Below are 17495 nucleotides of genomic sequence, written 5' to 3'. Positions count from 1 at the left end.
TAGTAAAACAGATATGGAGAGCTTATGGCTGTTAAAATTGATCCATTCACTCTTACACCTGGAGTTGCAGGGAAACCTTATATTGATTGCGGTATTGCAGATGAAATCATTGCAAATTTCAAAAGTGAGGATTCTTCAAAATATGTGTATAAAATAACGGGACTTAGAGGTTCCGGGAAGTCCGTAGAATATGGCAAGGTGCTGCAGACACTTGAAAAAGACAAAAACTGGCTGGTATACCCGCTTGCTGCTGAGGGTAGTTGTGTCACAGCGCTTATATCATATCTTAGCCAGGAAGAATTTATTAATGATAAAAAGAAGGAAATATCTGTCAAAACAAATGCAATTGCTGAGGCTGGTATACCGATAATATCAGGAAAAGGAAGCATAGAAGTAATCAATACCTATGCTGAAAATAATAATTATTTTGATAAAGAGGCTGTATTAGCTAGCATGATTGCTAAAGCAAATAAGAAAAAACTAAATGTTCTTGTCATGATAGATGATATTTCAAAGACTGAAAGCACAGTAGAACTCTTGTCTATATTAGGAACTATGTTTAATAGGGGGAGAAGGGTATATCTTGTCGTGAGTGGACTTTCAAAGAATATTGAAGAGTTTTTTACAGTAAATAAGAAAGATCCTAGGAGTGAGACTATATCCAAGAGCCTGTCTTTTTTTAGGCGCGGAGATACAAGAGAAGTTAAACCGCTTGATAAATTTGATATTGCAAGTAATTACGAAAAATATTTAGGTGTGGATGCAGCAGAAGCAAAGAGATTATATGATTTGACCCTTGGATATGCATATGCATACCAAGTACTAGGCTCATTATACTTCAACAAGAAAAGTTCAGAGGAACTTGAAGATCTGATTCCTGACTATGAAAGGACCTTGTTCAAGTCTTATAATTTGGATTGGCCTGAACTGACTGATAGGGAACAGGATTTTATTCGAAGCTTCTACAAAGGAAAGACTGGGAAGGCCAAAGATACCAAAGCTCACATGTCTAATCCTGACGCATATAATATGTATAGAGATCGACTTATTGATAAACACTTCTTTTCTGATGAAAAAAGAGGATATCTTCAAGCAAAGTTGCCAAGATTTGATAAGTTCATAGAAATATGGTGCAATTACTAGCTGTAGTCTACGTGAATCTTAGGATGATAATTTTGATTCGTGGGAAAAAATTTTTTCAAAAGTTTCATATAATATTTCTCAGGTAAATGTGCCCAGATATTCACGAAGACTTGTTATGAATATAGAATCTTGTGAGCGGTGAAAACAGAGTAAGAAGCCGTAGTAACAACGAATGGCGAGAAGTCAGCAGAAGCCATAGTAAACCGATGGCTGCAAACATCGGCGAAGTGCTGAACTTTAGGAGATGTTAGGAAATGAATGTAACCGAGGACAAACTTAAGGGCAGACAACTTCATACAGAAGGTCATCTGCAAGTTGAGGCTTTTCTTCTGAGCTGGGAATAGTTATGGAGTTTATCCGTGCATCTGATGACAAAGATATGTTTCGTGATTTAATTAATCACATAGAAGGGAAAACAATGGATATCTGTTGATATGATCAATACTTACGTTGGCCCCAGTTTATCTGTAAGTGAGGCAGAAGGAGGACAAGTGAAGGTGTGTAAGGCTTTGCAGGAAATAATGGAAGACGAGAGAGCTGAAGCACGCAAAGTGGGCCTCGAAGAGGGCCGCCAAGAGGGCCGCCAAGAGGGTCGCGAAGAAGGCGCAGACATGCTTGCTAGACTCCTTATGTCACTAGAACCCGGCGGTAAGGAATTTAACAAAGCGCTAAGAGCTTCAGCCAGGGAGAGAATGAAGCTGTACAAAAAGTATGGGATTGTTGATTGAATTGTATAAGTCGCAAAAGCTTATGTGTACGGGACAATATCACAGCGTGTTGGTATTGTCCCGCGTTTTTTATATTACAAGCACGGGAGATTGAGTGCCGAGAGCTTGGAATAGATGTATAGTATGGCGTCAGATGGGCTTGGGCCTGTCCGGTGCTTTATTGTGAAAATAAAAAACATTATGAAAACGAGAGCTTTTATAGTATAATCGTAGGAGCGTTCATGGGTTTATTGATATATTGGCGTAGAGATACTTTTTATAGATATTAAAAATGGCTCTTTGGAGAAAGGTACATAAATGGTTTTTACTTATGTGAATGGTAGGTGCGGAAATCAGCTATTTTACTATGCTATTTCCCGCGCCATTGATGAGAAATATACAGGCGGTTGTTCTGAACTTGTTTTTGATGAACGTCAAGTTAATATTCTACACACAAAAGATGGAGATGGTTTTGAAGATTCTTTAAATTATTTTAGCACGAAGAAGTATTTAACTGTTGATGAGAGTCTATTAAAGGTTATTCTAAAAACAGGTGACTTATCTCAAAAGCTTTTATATGGAGTTTATAGCATCGCTTTTCATGTGATGAAGGATAAAAGAAGTGGATTTTTTATGCATTTTAATAGTATCCTTTGGAAACATGGGTTGTTTATAATGCATCCATTTCATACAGAGGCGTTGAAGAATTTTCGACTACCGGACCAAATGAAGAAAAAAAATTATTATGTTGCAGGACCATTTGAAAAAAGTAGTTTATTTAATGATATTAGACAACAATTATTGGAAGAATTGAGTTCAAAAAAAGAAGTGCTAGCAAATAGGGAATTGTATAATACTATTTGTAATACAAACTCTGTATGCATTTCAATCAGACGAGGAGATTATGAATCAAATGCTAAAGCTCGAAAAACTTTTAGCATTTGCGATAAGACATATTTCGAAAGGTCTATAGCAGAGATTCGTAACAGAGTTGAAAATCCTGTTTTTATAATGTTTTCTGACGATATTGAATGGGTGAAAAAAAACATTGATATTGAGGGAGTAGTATTATATGAGACGGGAATTGATCCTGTATGGGAGAAATTACGATTGATGTCTGGTTGTAAGCATTTTATTATATCCAACTCAACTTTTAGTTGGTGGGCTCAGTGGTTGTCTCGAAATGAAGAGAAAATAGTTGTTAGTCCAGATATTTGGTATCGTCCAAATGTAAAGTGGCCTTTGTTAGAAAAATCATTTATTCAAATACCAATAAATTGATGGCTTTTTTATATAACCAATACTGTAATAAAACAAAAATAGTTTTTTAAGAATGTGAGTGAGGTAAGTATGTCTATAGTGCAGAATAGTATTCCAAAGATAATTCATTATTGCTGGTTTGGGGGGAAGCCTATTCCAGATCACTTACAATCATGTCTGGATTCATGGTCAAAGCTAAAAGGCTACGAGATTAAAAGGTGGGATGAGAGTAATTGTAGTTTTGATGAAAATGATTTTGTCAGAACAGCATATGCTGAGCACAGATTAGGCTTTATTGGTGATTATTACAGGCTTAAGGCTGTATATGAATATGGCGGTATTTATTTGGATACGGATGTTATGGTTAATAAATCTTTTGACGATCTTTTGAAGCATAATTGTTTTCTGAATTTTATATATGAGTGTTCTGTGGGAACAGCTATTATAGGATCTCGCAAGGGAAATCCGTTTATTAAGGGCCTTATGGATATGTATGACAAGACCCTTATAAGCCATAATGAAAGCGGAAAGCCTATAGAGTGGAAAGAAGATGGGATGCTGCATACCAATGGCTTTGCACCTACTAGTAATTATTATTTTACTTATTATATTTTAAATCATTATCCAAAGTTCATATTAAATAATAAATTTCAGGATATGGGAGATTTCGTTATCTATCCCAAGGAGATGTTTGAAATAGGAAGGCTGGATGGCAAGCATTATGCTATTCATCTTTGTGATGGTGTTTGGAGAAACAATAAGTCAACAACTCGTTCTTTCAAAGATTTCGTAAAGGCTTTTTTGATAAGCTTTCCTTGGGTATATGATAAAGTACGTATAGCTGTTAGATCTATTAGATATAAAAAAAAGAATAAGTATATTCCATTTTATGCATATTCGCAAGCACAGCTACATGGTCTTGAATTACCAAAGCTTTGATAATCTAATGATTGAATTTTTGTTGCGGTGTAATGTATAGTATGATGTGATCTCAAGAAGATAGATTTTTATAGCGTGGCAGCTATATGGCTGCCACGCGTTTTGTGTAACATTTTCCCTTATTGCTCTGCTGCTGGATAATAGTGCTTCGTCTTCCTGTAAAACGATTCCTGCGATGTAATGGATAAGACACAACTGGTGCTATATTAGGAAATCTTTTGTATACCTTGTATGTATCCTTATTAGATGCTTGCTGAAATGGTGCAATATTATAACGCTTGATTCAAAAACTTTATCTCTTCTAGGCATTGTGCAAGAATTATAGAGGTTATATAATGTAACTATCAGAAAATTTGCACAAATATCAAGGCTCATTCCGAGCAAAAGTTTTAGAAGGGAGCATTAAGTTATGGCTAAGAACAATATGCTGGCTATGGTGCTGGCGGGGGGACGAGGTAGCCGTTTGCTTGATCTGACCAATAAGGTGGCCAAGCCTGCGGTAGCTTTCGGTGGCAAGTACAAGATCATTGATTTCCCTTTAAGTAATTGCGCAAATAGTGGTATTGATATTGTGGGTGTTCTGACTCAGTATGAGTCTGTACTCCTTAATTCATATGCTGCTGCCTCCAGAATATGGGGACTGGATAGTAAGGACAGCGGTGTGTTCGTGTTACCTCCAAGAGAAAAGGCTGACTCAGGACTGAATGTGTACAGAGGTACAGCCGATGCTATCTCTCAGAATATTGATTTCATAGATTCCTATGATCCTGAATACCTGCTGATATTGTCAGGTGATCATATATATAAGATGAACTATGAAGAAATGCTGAGATATCATATTGAGAATAAGGCTGATGCTACCATAGGTGTAATAGAAGTGCCGATCAAGGAAGCAAGCCGCTTCGGTATCATGAACACCAGCGATAATGACAGGATAGTGGAATTTGAAGAAAAACCTGCCAAACCCAAGAATAACCTGGCTTCTATGGGTATATACATCTTTAACTGGAAGCTCCTTAGAAAGCTCCTTGTGGCTGATATCAAGAAGAAGGATTCCAATCACGACTTTGGTAAAGATATTATCCCTGTAATGCTGGCTGATAATAAGATGCTCTATGCGTACAGATTTAAAGGCTACTGGAAGGATGTAGGAACTATTGATTCTCTTTGGGAAGCAAATATGGACCTTCTGGATGAAGCTAGTGAACTGGATCTGGCAGATCCCAGATGGAAGATATATACAGAGGATGCTACAGAGCTTCCTCAGTATATTGGAGAGAATGCCAAGGTCAGCAATGCCTACATTACCCAGGGAGTAAATGTAGAAGGAACTGTTGAGAATGCAGTCCTTTTTACAAACAGCTGTGTTGAGGAGAAAGCTGTGGTGAAGGATACAGTACTGATGACAGGTGCCATAGTCGAGGAGGGAGCTAAGGTTACCAGAGCACTTGTGGCAGATGGTGTTCGTATCGGCAAGGGAGCAGTAGTGGGTAAGGCAGGGAGCGACAGCATCCTGCTGGTAGCACATGATGTAAAGGGGAAAGGAGAATGATAGTAATGGAAGATGCATTGGGAATTGTAGCTCCCGCCGGAGGATATATCAAGGTCGAGGGCATGCAGGAATTCAGATCCATTAACGCTTTTTCTTTCCTGGGCAGATACAGGCTCATTGATTTTCCTGTATCCAACCTGTCCAACAGCGGAATCGAGAGAGTGCAGGTCTATGTGACCAGCGAGAATCCCAGGTCTCTGGCAGAGCACGTGGGAAACGGCAGAATCTATAATATCAATTCCAAGCGCGGACGCCTGGAAATGATGTTTTCAAGAGAAAGTGTTCTGAGTGATATATATAATACTGATGTTAAGGCTTATTTGGATAATCTTCCGATCATCGAGAGGTGTCCTCAGAAGTATGTGATAATCACTCCCGGATATATGGTCTTTAAACAGAATTTTGATCAGCTACTAAAAGCTCATATTGATTCTGGCGCTGATATATCCCTTCTATATCACAAGACCAGTCATGCAGATACCTGCTATAGGAACTGCTATACACTGGAGCTTAACAGGCAGAAGGGCTTCAAATCCATGAGAATCAATACTGGTATCGAAGCTGAGAAGAATATCTTCATGGATACCTATATAATGACCAGAGAGCTCTTTATGGAACTGATTGTGAAGGCTAAGAAGCTTTCATCTATTTCCAGGCTGACCAATATCATTGATGCTGAGTCGGAAGAACTGGATATCAGAGGAATACAGCATAAGGGCTTCTTTGCGGCAATAACAGATTTCAAGGCTTACTTTGATGCTAATATGCACCTGTTGGATATGAATATAGCCAATAGCCTTTTTACTGACGATTGGCCAATCTATACCCATACTACAGACTCCTGTCCAGTTAGATATCGTCCCGGTGCCTCTGTGAAGAAGACTATGGTGGCTAACGGCTGCGTGATCGAAGGAAGCGTTGAGAATTCTGTAATAGGAAGAGGCGTAGAGATCAAGAAGGGCTCGGTAGTCAAGAACTGCGTGATCATGGGACATTCAGAAATAGGAGAGAATGTACGCCTTGAAAATGTGGTTGTGGATAAATGGGCCAAGGTAAAGGATAATAATAAGATTGTATTCTCGGAGGATAAGCCGGGATATATCAAGAGGATGGATATCATCTGAAATAATGAATGGTGTCTAATGTTATTGTCATTCAACATGTATAGATGATCATTGGATCCTATCCATGAGTGAACAAGAGGGAAGCATGGCTTCCCTCTTTTCGTGTCTATATGTTATAATCCAATGTGTTTTGTTTCGTAGAATTACAAAATGGGAGTGTATGTAATGTCGGCAATATGGGGCATCGTTGATCTGAATAATAAGCCTGTAACTGATGATTATATCAAGGCTCTGCAAGATCCTTATAAGATTAAGAACATAGATGGGATAAAAGATATTCGAAGAGACTCTATGTACATGGCAGTGGGCCTTCAATACGTAGTTAAAGAGGCGGCTATGGAGAAGTATCCCTACATTAATTCGGAATCAAGGTATTTCGTGGCTGATGCCATCATTGATAATAGGGAGGAACTTCTTGATAGCTTTTCACTTTCAGGTAATCTTAGTCTTCAAGGAGTGGATGGTAGTATATTAAATGAATGCATAGATCAGGATATCCACAGAACCCTTGATAAAGCATGCGGAGCATTTGTTTTTGCAAGATATGATGAAGAAGATAAAGTTCTGCAGATAGGCAATGATGCAGTAGGAAACAGGTCTGTATACTACACAGTTAAGGGAGAAAGGCTTTGCTTTTCTTCACTTATGGAGTCTCTTATTCCTTTTCTGGACAGGGTGGAAATAAATGAGAAATGGCTATCTGAGTACGTTGACAATGATAGTCTCAAGATAGTTGATTCTGCTTCGGAAACACCATGCAAAGGTATATATCGCCTGGAACCTGGAGAATTATTGACTTTTTCAAGAGAGGGCTTGAAGCATAAAGCCTATTGGGAACCTATGAAGCATAGAAAATCCCTGGGAAAATTGTCCGATGAGGATGTGAAGGAACTTGTAAATAAGACTTTTAAAAAATGTGTGGAGTCTGTGATCAGAGATGGCGGTGAAACAGGCATACTTCTAAGCGGAGGATTGGATTCCAATGCCGTAGCTGCGTATGCTGCACCATATCTGGCTAAAAAAGGCAAAAAGCTTTATTCCTATACATCAATTCCCAAGAATGAGACTGAAGCCATTCCTGCGGACAGATATGATGTGGAAAACGAGAGAGTTTATATAGAGATATTACAGAAATATCATGATAATCTAGAGCCTGGATATATAGATACTTCTCAAATTGATGTGATGAAAAGTAACAGGGATTTCTTGAAAGTCATGGAAAGCCCTATTAAATCAATTGCTAATATTCCCTGGCTTTATCAGGCATACTGTGATGCGGCGAAAGATGGGTGCAGGATCCTCCTATCAGGTCAATACGGGAATATTACTATATCATATGGCATACTTGATAATCTCTTTGCTACGCTTAAGTATCAGGGGCGAATAATTGAGTTGTTGATAGCAGTGAATAGATATTCCAAGATCTACAAAAGAAGCAGAAAGGATACATTATTGCAGATTCTGGCTGACAAGAATAAGGAATACTCTATTAGTCCTTCGAGAAGGTTTATGTATGATAAGGGTGCCCTCAGGCAGATAGGGGAAGCAGAATTGCATCAATCTCTGATGACTGGAGTTATTCATAGAGATCCTACTAGAGACAGAAGATTGATTGAGCTGGTGATGTCTCTCCCTATAGAACGTTTTGTAGATGTTGGCTGTGACAGAAGACTGGTAAGAAGTTATATGTCTGATATTATCCCTAAGGAGATTGCTCTGGATGTAAGACATAGAGGCAGGCAAGGTGTAGGGATAGGCAGGCAGGTCCTAAAGTCGTGGGACATTATTAAAGAGGAACTTATCAGAATGTATAGTCTTCCGGGAGCGGAGAGATACTTGGATACGGATAAGCTGAAAAAGAGTCTGGATGAACTTACGACAAAAGAGGATCAGTATAATTTCAGATTCACCAAGGCAATATATATGGGATTCTTGTGTGAATATATGGAGAAGATGTATGAATCATAAGTATATGTATAAAATATATGGATTGAAAGTGGCTTCAGATATTGAGATACCTCCTGCAGAGGTTCTTGATGCTGAGGATGAAGGAACGGTAGATGTCGAGATAGTTCTTGGAGATATTCCATCGAAGCTGGAAGATGCTGTTTCAAAGGGATATAATTCCTGGATAAATGGATTTGGCGAGGCATGGTTTAATACTCCCGGTACCGGTCAGTATTATGTGCATGATGGAAGACGGATCGTAGTCAAGCCTGTGCCAAACGGAGATGACAAGCTGCTGTATTCTATGCTGTTAAGCGCCGGACTATGTCTGATAATCCTTCAAAGAAATGAAATGGTATTACATGGAGGAGTGATCGTTAGAGACGGTCATGCATTTGTTGTGAGCGGAGAGAGTGGAGCCGGCAAATCAACCATAACCATGGAGCTGCTGGCGGAGGATGATAACTATTTCCTGGCAGATGATACTGTCAGGATATTGACAAGAGATGAGGGAGTCTACGCGCAGCCCACATATCCTCAGCAGAAGGTATGCAGAGACGTAGCTGAGAAGCTGGGTATAGAGGGAATGATCTATATCGATGAAGAGAGGGATAAATTTGCTGTTCCCAGAAGAGAGAAATATATATCCGAGGAAATGCTAGTTAATGCAATATACATCCTCAGAGTACGTGATGATATAGATAAGGTGCAGTACCAAAGGCTGACCGGCAAGGATTATATAGATGCTGTGGTGAACAATCTCTATCTGTCAGTGAACTATAAGAGAGATTTGGGAGTGCCCATGTCTATGATCCAGATGATAGGCAAAATGTATGATAAGGTCGCTATATATTATATTGACAGGCCTACTGAAGGGGATACGGTTGAGGAAATAATAAAACAGATAAAATTATTACAATTGTGTTAGAATTATACAAAAAATAAAAATCTTGGTTATACTAAAAATGTAGTTATTATTTCGTTAGAGGAGGAAAAAAGATGAAGACATGGAATACACCTGTTGTTGAGGAACTTGGCGTTCAGGCTACAGCTTACTCACCCCTTAGTGGAACAAGAGAAGATGGACACTATGAGTCCGATGACGGTAAGTATTATAAGCCTACTTACGGTCCTTCAAGCAACAGCGGAACACCTGAAGTTATCGTTAATGACTAATTGAAACGGTAGGAGGAGGATTAAATGATCCTCCTCTTTTCATATTAATACAGTGATTAAGTTATATATAGAGCGTAACCAAAATCAAGTCATTGCTGTAATAGCGATGGCTTAAAAAATGAAGAATGGAATAATATCAAATCTTATATACACTGTAGGATGTATCATCAAGAAGTGAAATGACCTCTCTTACAATGAGATCATTGCTGTCATGCTTCTGCTTGGCTTTACCTGTTGCCCTGTAGCTGCGATGAGCTTTCAGATACTTGATGTAGCTGTTGATGTTTGTACAAATCGAAAGACATCGATTATATTCATAACGAATACGGAAGTAAATATCCTGAACATGAAGCCAATGGAAAAGGTCTTCCATTGTGAATTCTCTGCTTTGTAAATTGCGTCTTAAAAATCCCAGCTTGTAGTTGTCTTCTTCGGTACAGCAATATAGGTCTACAACAATTCCATCGTATCTGTAAGTCATAATCTTTTCTCTCATCTCGTCTACACTAACCCTTCCTTTACGTTAACGTAGGCTAAGAATATTCTGAAGATGTGAACTTGGATTCCTTCCTTTTCATAAAAAACGGCATCATGGAAAACCATAATGCCGCCAGATCTTCAGTTTAATATCCGTAGCTGGCTGACATTTTAAAGTCCCTATAGTTTTGCGTGATATACTTTCGTATATTTTGCCTGATATTTATTATGTATATATGTTAACATGTTTGTAACATTAATTGCAAGAACTTTTTTGATATACTAGTTTGAACGTTTATATTTAGTTGGTATTGTTGGCTTTGCTTTGTGCTTTCTGTATTTTTATGCAATTAATAGGCGCGTAACATTTGTTGACATAATCTATTTGATGAAAAACATCGATACGCTTTTTTTATTTCTGAACCAATCTGTGATATACTTAGTTTCTGGGTTTGTTTAGAGGAAACATATATGTTGTTTTTTAAGGACAAAAATCTTTGTCAATATGATGGTTTATATGAGCCGCTTCATGATAACATGTGAAAAGTTTTTGATTAAATTATGATAAATATATATTGAGTATAAATATAAGGAATATGGAACATATAAATTATTTTAAAGATACTAGGTGGAAAACTTCATTTTATCGATTGTCAGTCGCTTTTTTCTTTGCTTTGTTTGTTATGCCAGCTTATTTTGGCATAGACATTAAGGTGTTTGATCTGTCTGTTCAGAGAATTTTCATGCTGGCTTTGCTTGTGTTTATTTTTGAAAAGAGGATAAGGAGTAGAGAGTTTCTGGATATAATTAAAAATAATTATTTTACTCCGGCTATTGCAATCTATTCATTTATTACTTTATATACCGGTGGATTGAGAGGAGATGTCAATGCTTTTCTCAGGCCCTTCATAGATCTGGTGTGCTTTTATCTTCTTGTGTACATCATAAAGAATTCTCTTGGTGTTGAGAAGACGCTGGATTTGATCTATTTATATGGGTATCTGTTGTGCTTTCAGGGTATTATTGAGTTCCTTATGAAACGATCTTTGTTTTCTTATTTGGAAACGTTAAAAGGAATGTATAGCGGAGCATTTATAAGAAATGGTTCTTATAGGGTAATGGGACCATGTAATCATTCTTTGTCGTATGGTTTGCTGCTTTTGGTCATTGTTCCACTTGCATGCTATAAGTATAAAGAAAAAGAAATTAACTTATTTGCAAGACCCTTTCTTATAATAATGCTCTTCATTAATGTAATACTTAATGGATCAAGATCATCTTTGGGACTTGTACTTATTGAATTGTTTCTGCTGATGATTTTCAGTGAAAAGAAATATCAGAAACGTAATGGCTTGCTCATTATGTGCGTTGTCTTTGTTATTCTTGTTATGGTTATATTTTTTACTAAGAGTGGACCGGCACAATATATACTGCGTTCTTTCGCAACGCTTGTTGATACGGTCTTGGGTACTGAATATGCTGTAAGATATGGCGCTGAAAGCGAGAGATTAGCTCAAAGTGCTGAATATAGAAAGCAACTATTAAATATATTTCATGTGAGTTTTTTGAATCCTTTTATTGGGCGTGGAGTAAAACGTGGGTTTGCAGCTGAGATTAATGGTGCATTTATTCATTCTGTGGATAATTTTTATATTTGCTTATTTATAAAATATGCTTATCCGGGAATGATCGCTTATATCTTATTCATGATACAGACGCTTCAAAAGCAGGTTGTCGCCATAAAGAAAGGTTATAAAATTTCCGTAGTTATTATAATAGCTCTTTCTGCATTTTATATCAATCTGTGGTATATGGATCATTTAATGACCATTAAATACACATATGTACTATTGGCAATATTTTGTGTGGAATGTGAGGAACTTGTAAATGATAAGAAGAAATCAATTTATTTAAAATAATAAAGCGATCATTCTTATTAGGTGAATATTTTAGCTTAAAAGCTGGACAAGGAAGGGATGTTATGTTTGAGACTATAGTTTACAATCTGAATTTTGCCAGGATAATTGATATTTTGAAGAGACATTTGGCGGTTATTATAATCGCTTTTTGCCTGGGTGGAATAGCCGGAGGCACATATGCCGCTCTCACCGGTACTCCTACATATCTTGCATCAGTGTCCTTTTATGTTTATTCCAATCCTGATTACATTAATGATACATCTGTCAATATTTCCAGTAGTGATGTTAACGCAGCTAAGAATCTTATTGATAGCTATATGATGGTACTTAAGAGTGACTCTGTACTAAATACTATCATTGATAATCTTGAATTAAACATGAGTTCAAGGCAGCTAAATGGCATGATCAGTTCACGTGCAGTTGAAGGCACTGCTGTATTTTATGTGTATGTGACTGATCTTAATCCTTATGAAGCTATGGAGATAGCTAATGGTATAGCAGAAGTGGCGCCTGAAGCTATTACCAGGATTGTCAAATCCGGTGGTATTGAAGTGATTGACAATGCGGTGCTTCCTACTGCTCCATATCAGTCAGTGAGCATGATCAAGTATACATTGTTAGGTGCTGTAGGACTTGGCGGACTTATTTTGGTGATCTTTCTTATTAGTGGACTTTTGGATCCAACCATTCGTAGGAAATATGAGGTTACTAATACTTTTAATATACCTATACTTGGAGATGTTCCGCAGAATAAAAGCGGTGTTGGTGACATCCTGTCTACAGACAGTTCCTTTGTTATCAGAGAGTCATACAATCTTCTCAGAACCAATATGCTGTTCACTAATCAGGGTTCTGAATGCCCTGTAGTAGCGTTTACTAGTGCTTTTAGAGGCGAGGGTAAGACCTTGTCTTCTGTAAATGTAGCTATCTCTTTTGCAGAGCTTGGCAAGAAGATACTGCTGATCGATGCGGATATGAGATATCCTTCTGTAGAGAGAATAATTGCCGTAGATAATGATGAGAAGGGACTTAGCGACTATCTGGGAGGCCTTACTAAAGAGCTTCCTGTGGTGGATACTCAATATGAAGGCTTATACGTAGTTAAAGCAGGAACTGTTCCTCCCAATCCGTCTGAGCTTTTAGCAAATAAGAAGTTTTCTGATATGCTGATTGATCAGAAAGCAAATTATGATTATATATTCATTGACCTTCCTCCAATTGGTGTTGTTAGTGATGCAAGTATGATCATTAATGATGTAGATAGTTATGCCTTCGTAGTAAGAGCTAACTATTCCAAGCTTGGCCTTACTAAACAGGCTGTTGAGATGCTGGGAAATATCGGAGCTAAGATTTGCGGATTTATCTATAACGGTGTGGCTCCTGACAGTGAGGATTATCGTTATAAATATATTCATTCTTATGATGCCAATGGTAATAGGATAGATGGCAAAGGTAAGAAGAAAAAGAAAAAGTAATATTCATTATTCGATTGGATCAGCTTTTACAAAGATTCACTGATTCGATGAAAGGATATAGATGAAAAAGATGTTTAGAAAAGATGGAGATGAGTCTAACAGTTCAGGGAAGATCATTATAGCTATAGCTGTTTTGTCAATGATGATGCTGGGAATATTTATCATGGCTGTTAACAGATTACAGCAACGTGAGATAGCAAATGTGGTTGATTCCAGTATTACCCAAAATGATGTAAATAAGCAGGAAAAAAGCAAGAAACTTGCTCAAAAGCAGATTGTGATCAATGAAATTGGCCACATGAGCGATTATGATTATATTGAGCTAATTAATTCCAGCAAAGAAAACGTAGATATAAGTGCCTATAATGTGAGCCTTAATGTCGGTGATTACTCATTTTCATTTTCATCAGGGACTGTATTATCAAAGGGGCAGTATAAAACTATAAGACTTGGCACAAAAGATTGCGATATAACTCAGAGGCTTAAGTTTGATAATACTGACTATATAACAGTCAGAGATTCTCAAGGTGAGTTGATCGATAGTCTTATTGTACCTACTTGCAATGTTAATGAGGCATTTGGAAGGACCAAAGACGGTGAGTACTCATTTGGTTATTTCAATCCTACAGAAGGATCAAGTAATAATGATTCGCCTGTCAGCGCAAAGAATAAACCTGTAATATCCCTTAGATCCGGCATGTATGATTCTGAGATGACTGTTCAAATATATACTCCGGAACACAGTAAGACTTACTATACCCTTGATGGAACTGAACCTACTACTGAGTCATCACTTTATACAGATGCTATTACTATCACTGACCGTTCGGGAGATGATAATATTTATGCAAATGAAAAAGAAATAACAATGTATGCAGGCTATAATCCTCCTGCAGATGATATTGACAAGGCGACTGTTCTTAAGGCTATGTCTGTTTTTGAGGATGGTACCAGGAGTGATACTGTTAGTGAGACCTATTTTATAAATTATGGTAAAAGATCTGAGTACCAGGGAATACCTATTATTGCAATTAATACTGATCCTGCAGATCTATTTGATTATAGAACCGGTATTTATGTCCTCGGCGAGGAGTATGGAAATGCTCTTATCAATGGAGAAGTAAGTTCCAGATCAGCTAATTTCTATAATGGCGATAGTTGTGATGCTGAGATTACTTATATAGAGAAAGACAGATCTGTTAGTTTCATAGAAAAAACGAAACTTAGTATCGGCATTGATGATGGAATCTATCAGGGCCAGAAGAGTTTGCAACTTGACTCTATTGATCTAGGTGGCAGAGCAACTTCGGGAATAAGCAGATTTCTGGCAAAGAATGAAGATGGATATAGTTTATTGCTTAGCAATGGTGGGAAGGACTATCTTACAAAGAGCAGAAACAGAGTCATTAGTTCACTTGCTTCCAATACTTCCATTACTGTAGCCGAATCCCAACTGTGTGCTGTATTTTTGGACGGCGAGTATTGGGGGGTCTATACTATGAACAATACTATAGACTCTGATTATATCTCACAGACATATAAGGTATCAGATTCATATATTGTTAATAATGGTAAAGCTAATTCTGAAGATGCGCAGGAAGAGTATCGAAAACTCGTTGATTACATTGCACACAACTATATCTCGAAGGATGAAGAGTATAAAAAGCTTTGTGATATGGTAGATATTGATAATTTTATAGAATACTATGCTCTTAAGCTGTATATAGGAGATGCTAATTCTTTCACTGAAGGAAATGCATCAATGTGGAGATCTGCTTCCAAAGATAAAGACTCTAAATACGGCGACGGTAAATGGAGGATGATCCTTGGAGATAGTAACGCTTCCAGCGGAGCGTCAGACGATACAGATTGGAAGATTAATACGTTTGCAAGTAAACTTGTTTCTTGTAATGACATGTTTGCATCACTTATGTGCAATGACACTTTTAGGGATAAGTTTGTAAAGCGTTTTAAAGAAATGGAAGATGATTTCTTTAGTTCTGATTCAACAGGGGAAATAATCGATTCATTTTTATCTCAAGCTCCTATTATGCGTGGTTTTTATAGTAGGTTTGTTAATAATAATAATGACAAGTATTATGATTTTGTAATGACAGATATATACGAATTCTTTGAAAACAGGCAGACATATATCGATGATTATCTTGCTGATTTTAAAGATACGTATACCGGAGTATATGAGATTAAGGTTCATACGGCTGATAAGGCTACAGGATCGGTGTCTGTTGCAGAGTCCGGAGATGCGACAAACTCTGATAATGGTTATATGAAAGTTGTTAAGGTCAGAGATGAACAGTTTACACTTATAGCTGTACCCGAGCAGGGATATACTTTTACAGGTTGGACTAATGGAAAGGGCGTAAAAGTAATCGATCGCGATGAAAACTATCAGGTTGTAACTGTTAGCTCTAATGCTGATATCAAAGCAAATTTTGTGAAAACATCTACTTTGAATAGTAAAAAGAACAATGTGTCATCTAGTAATAAAAAGGTAGGTGAAGAAGCTCAGAATGTGGAAGATGTGGTAGCGACTGAAAATGAGGCTGAAAATGGAAATTAAGAGTTCGGTTGCAATTGCATCTTATAATGGTAGTGACTATATTCAAGAGCAGCTTCAGTCTATATATGAACAGACTGTGCAAGTTGAAGAAGTCATCATATGCGATGATGGATCATCTGATGATACTTGTGAGATAGTGAAGAGATTCATTGAACAAAAGGGATTATCTGACAGTTGGAAACTTGTCGTAAATGATAATAATCTTGGCTATGCTGATAATTTTCATAAGGCTATGATGTTATGTAGTGGCGAGTACATATTCGTGTGCGATCAGGACGATGTATGGGAGCCTGATAAAGTCGAAGCAATGCTGGGTGTGATGCAGAAAGATAATGGTGTTAAGCTTTTATGCTCCGACTTTACACCTCTCGTATCATCTTCTGATGCTCCCTCTATCAAGAGAGAGGTGTCCAGATCAATGAGAAATGATGGTAGTGTTGAGCAGTATCATCTTAACAAAAGGACTATGTATCTCAGTAGATTAGGATGCCTTATGTGTGTTAGGAGAAGTTTTCTGCATGAAGCAGATAAATTCTGGTACTCTGGATGGGCTCATGATGAGTATTTGTGGAGGACAGCGCTCTGCTTTGACGGATTGTATATTTTGCATAGACGCCTTGTGAAGAGGAGGCTGCACTCGTCGAATGTATCGATGAGACCCAAACACAAAATAGATGTTCGTATAAAATATCTACAAGACCTTTTGAAAAGTGATGAAAATATATTGAGGTGCGCTATATCCAATAACATGAATGAGATGGCTATATCTAGAATAAAAAAGAATATCAGGGCAGCACAATTAAGATTGGACCTTGTTAAAGACCATAAAATTTCCAATATGTTAAGGCTGGTATTCTACCTAGATTGTTACCATTCAAAAAGGGCATATATTACAGAACCGCTGATTATGATAAAAAATAGCAAATGATTAGAACTATAAGATGCCATTCAAAAATACTCTGAAATATGATAATTTTTAAGATGTTTTTTATGTTAACATGAATAAGTAATTTCAATGGCTATGACAGCTGGCTTTTTCGTTTTATTGCTAAAAGATGGGGTGTCTTTATAGTAAGAATATAATGTACTTGATCGTGGTGGATTAGGTGCATCATATTTGAGAGCTGTGGTTAGCCAAATGATCGAGGTTAAGGGTTTTTATCAGATAAACAGTTCTTTGGGTGAACGCTTGTTT

The 17495-nt window shown here is 37.4% G+C and carries 14 protein-coding genes and 1 riboswitch; of the genes, 13 read left to right on the top strand and 1 reads right to left on the bottom strand.

Features of this window, described 5'->3' with window-relative positions:
- Nucleotides 1-24: 24 nt before the first annotated feature.
- The 9 genes from G636_RS0101950 (at nucleotide 25) to G636_RS20170 (ending at nucleotide 9848) form a co-directional block, all read left to right on the top strand.
- Nucleotides 25-1143: a hypothetical protein gene (locus G636_RS0101950; protein ID WP_026506650.1), complete on the top strand. Its 1119-nt coding sequence runs from the start codon at nucleotides 25-27 to the stop codon at nucleotides 1141-1143.
- A 491-nt stretch (nucleotides 1144-1634) separates the two neighbouring features.
- Nucleotides 1635-1871: a hypothetical protein gene (locus G636_RS16895; protein WP_155832293.1), complete on the top strand. Its 237-nt coding sequence runs from the start codon at nucleotides 1635-1637 to the stop codon at nucleotides 1869-1871.
- Nucleotides 1872-2168: 297 nt separating this feature from the next.
- Nucleotides 2169-3131 carry an alpha-1,2-fucosyltransferase gene (locus tag G636_RS0101935; protein ID WP_026506649.1) on the top strand — a complete coding sequence of 321 codons (963 nt, stop codon included), beginning with the start codon at nucleotides 2169-2171 and terminating at the stop codon, nucleotides 3129-3131.
- Between the two features lie 69 nt (nucleotides 3132-3200).
- The gene (locus G636_RS19220) at nucleotides 3201-4049 is read left to right on the top strand and encodes a glycosyltransferase family 32 protein (RefSeq protein ID WP_051226393.1); all 849 of its coding nucleotides are present in this window, start codon (nucleotides 3201-3203) and stop codon (nucleotides 4047-4049) included.
- 409 nt (nucleotides 4050-4458) lie between these two features.
- Nucleotides 4459-5601, top strand: a complete 1143-nt coding sequence (locus G636_RS0101925; protein WP_026506648.1) for a glucose-1-phosphate adenylyltransferase — start codon at nucleotides 4459-4461, stop codon at nucleotides 5599-5601.
- 5 nt (nucleotides 5602-5606) lie between these two features.
- Complete coding sequence (glgD, locus tag G636_RS0101920) at nucleotides 5607-6725, top strand: glucose-1-phosphate adenylyltransferase subunit GlgD (RefSeq protein WP_026506647.1); 1119 nt, start codon at nucleotides 5607-5609, stop codon at nucleotides 6723-6725.
- A gap of 165 nt (nucleotides 6726-6890) precedes the next feature.
- Complete coding sequence (locus G636_RS0101915) at nucleotides 6891-8693, top strand: asparagine synthase-related protein (protein WP_026506646.1); 1803 nt, start codon at nucleotides 6891-6893, stop codon at nucleotides 8691-8693.
- Nucleotides 8683-9600: a hypothetical protein gene (locus G636_RS0101910; RefSeq protein WP_026506645.1), complete on the top strand. Its 918-nt coding sequence runs from the start codon at nucleotides 8683-8685 to the stop codon at nucleotides 9598-9600. Before G636_RS0101915 ends, G636_RS0101910 begins: the two co-directional genes overlap by 11 nt.
- Nucleotides 9601-9671: 71 nt before the next feature.
- Nucleotides 9672-9848 (top strand): hypothetical protein, encoded by a 177-nt coding sequence (locus G636_RS20170; protein WP_155832292.1) that lies wholly within the window; start codon nucleotides 9672-9674, stop codon nucleotides 9846-9848.
- A gap of 136 nt (nucleotides 9849-9984) precedes the next feature.
- Here G636_RS20170 and G636_RS0101900 read toward each other — a convergent pair whose 3' ends face one another.
- Nucleotides 9985-10344 (bottom strand): hypothetical protein, encoded by a 360-nt coding sequence (locus tag G636_RS0101900; protein WP_026506644.1) that lies wholly within the window; start codon nucleotides 10342-10344, stop codon nucleotides 9985-9987.
- 132 nt (nucleotides 10345-10476) lie between these two features.
- Nucleotides 10477-10552: riboswitch (cyclic di-GMP riboswitch) on the bottom strand.
- A gap of 369 nt (nucleotides 10553-10921) precedes the next feature.
- Between G636_RS0101900 and G636_RS0101895 the strand changes: the two genes are divergently transcribed.
- From G636_RS0101895 to G636_RS0101880, 4 genes are all read left to right on the top strand, one after another.
- Nucleotides 10922-12244 (top strand): hypothetical protein, encoded by a 1323-nt coding sequence (locus tag G636_RS0101895; RefSeq protein WP_026506643.1) that lies wholly within the window; start codon nucleotides 10922-10924, stop codon nucleotides 12242-12244.
- A 62-nt stretch (nucleotides 12245-12306) separates the two neighbouring features.
- The gene (locus tag G636_RS0101890; RefSeq protein ID WP_026506642.1) at nucleotides 12307-13719 is read left to right on the top strand and encodes a polysaccharide biosynthesis tyrosine autokinase; all 1413 of its coding nucleotides are present in this window, start codon (nucleotides 12307-12309) and stop codon (nucleotides 13717-13719) included.
- 61 nt (nucleotides 13720-13780) lie between these two features.
- Entirely contained in the window at nucleotides 13781-16300 is a 2520-nt protein-coding gene (locus tag G636_RS0101885; protein ID WP_026506641.1) for a CotH kinase family protein, read from the top strand.
- Nucleotides 16290-17228: a glycosyltransferase gene (locus tag G636_RS0101880; protein ID WP_026506640.1), complete on the top strand. Its 939-nt coding sequence runs from the start codon at nucleotides 16290-16292 to the stop codon at nucleotides 17226-17228. The genes G636_RS0101885 and G636_RS0101880 overlap by 11 nt, the downstream gene beginning before the upstream one ends.
- The last annotated feature ends 267 nt before the right edge of the window (nucleotides 17229-17495 follow it).

It is taken from the genome of Butyrivibrio sp. MC2013, assembly GCF_000424585.1.
GTDB lineage: Bacteria > Bacillota > Clostridia > Lachnospirales > Lachnospiraceae > Butyrivibrio.
The sequence above is the reverse complement of the archived record's forward strand: the minus strand, read 5'-3'. Positions and strand labels throughout refer to the sequence as shown.

Bases quoted from the DNA above. Each gene is read 5' to 3' on its own strand.
- G636_RS0101950 (WP_026506650.1), top strand. From the start codon at position 25: ATGGCTGTTAAAATTGATCCATTCACTCTTACACCTGGAGTTGCAGGG.
- G636_RS0101880 (WP_026506640.1), top strand. From the start codon at position 16,290: ATGGAAATTAAGAGTTCGGTTGCAATTGCATCTTATAATGGTAGTGAC.
- G636_RS19220 (WP_051226393.1), top strand. From the start codon at position 3,201: ATGTCTATAGTGCAGAATAGTATTCCAAAGATAATTCATTATTGCTGG.
- G636_RS0101935 (WP_026506649.1), top strand. From the start codon at position 2,169: ATGGTTTTTACTTATGTGAATGGTAGGTGCGGAAATCAGCTATTTTAC.
- G636_RS0101915 (WP_026506646.1), top strand. From the start codon at position 6,891: ATGTCGGCAATATGGGGCATCGTTGATCTGAATAATAAGCCTGTAACT.
- G636_RS0101900 (WP_026506644.1), bottom strand. From the start codon at position 10,344: ATGAGAGAAAAGATTATGACTTACAGATACGATGGAATTGTTGTAGAC.
- G636_RS0101890 (WP_026506642.1), top strand. From the start codon at position 12,307: ATGTTTGAGACTATAGTTTACAATCTGAATTTTGCCAGGATAATTGAT.
- G636_RS0101885 (WP_026506641.1), top strand. From the start codon at position 13,781: ATGAAAAAGATGTTTAGAAAAGATGGAGATGAGTCTAACAGTTCAGGG.
- glgD (WP_026506647.1), top strand. From the start codon at position 5,607: ATGGAAGATGCATTGGGAATTGTAGCTCCCGCCGGAGGATATATCAAG.
- G636_RS0101925 (WP_026506648.1), top strand. From the start codon at position 4,459: ATGGCTAAGAACAATATGCTGGCTATGGTGCTGGCGGGGGGACGAGGT.
- G636_RS0101910 (WP_026506645.1), top strand. From the start codon at position 8,683: ATGAATCATAAGTATATGTATAAAATATATGGATTGAAAGTGGCTTCA.
- G636_RS0101895 (WP_026506643.1), top strand. From the start codon at position 10,922: ATGGAACATATAAATTATTTTAAAGATACTAGGTGGAAAACTTCATTT.
- G636_RS20170 (WP_155832292.1), top strand. From the start codon at position 9,672: ATGAAGACATGGAATACACCTGTTGTTGAGGAACTTGGCGTTCAGGCT.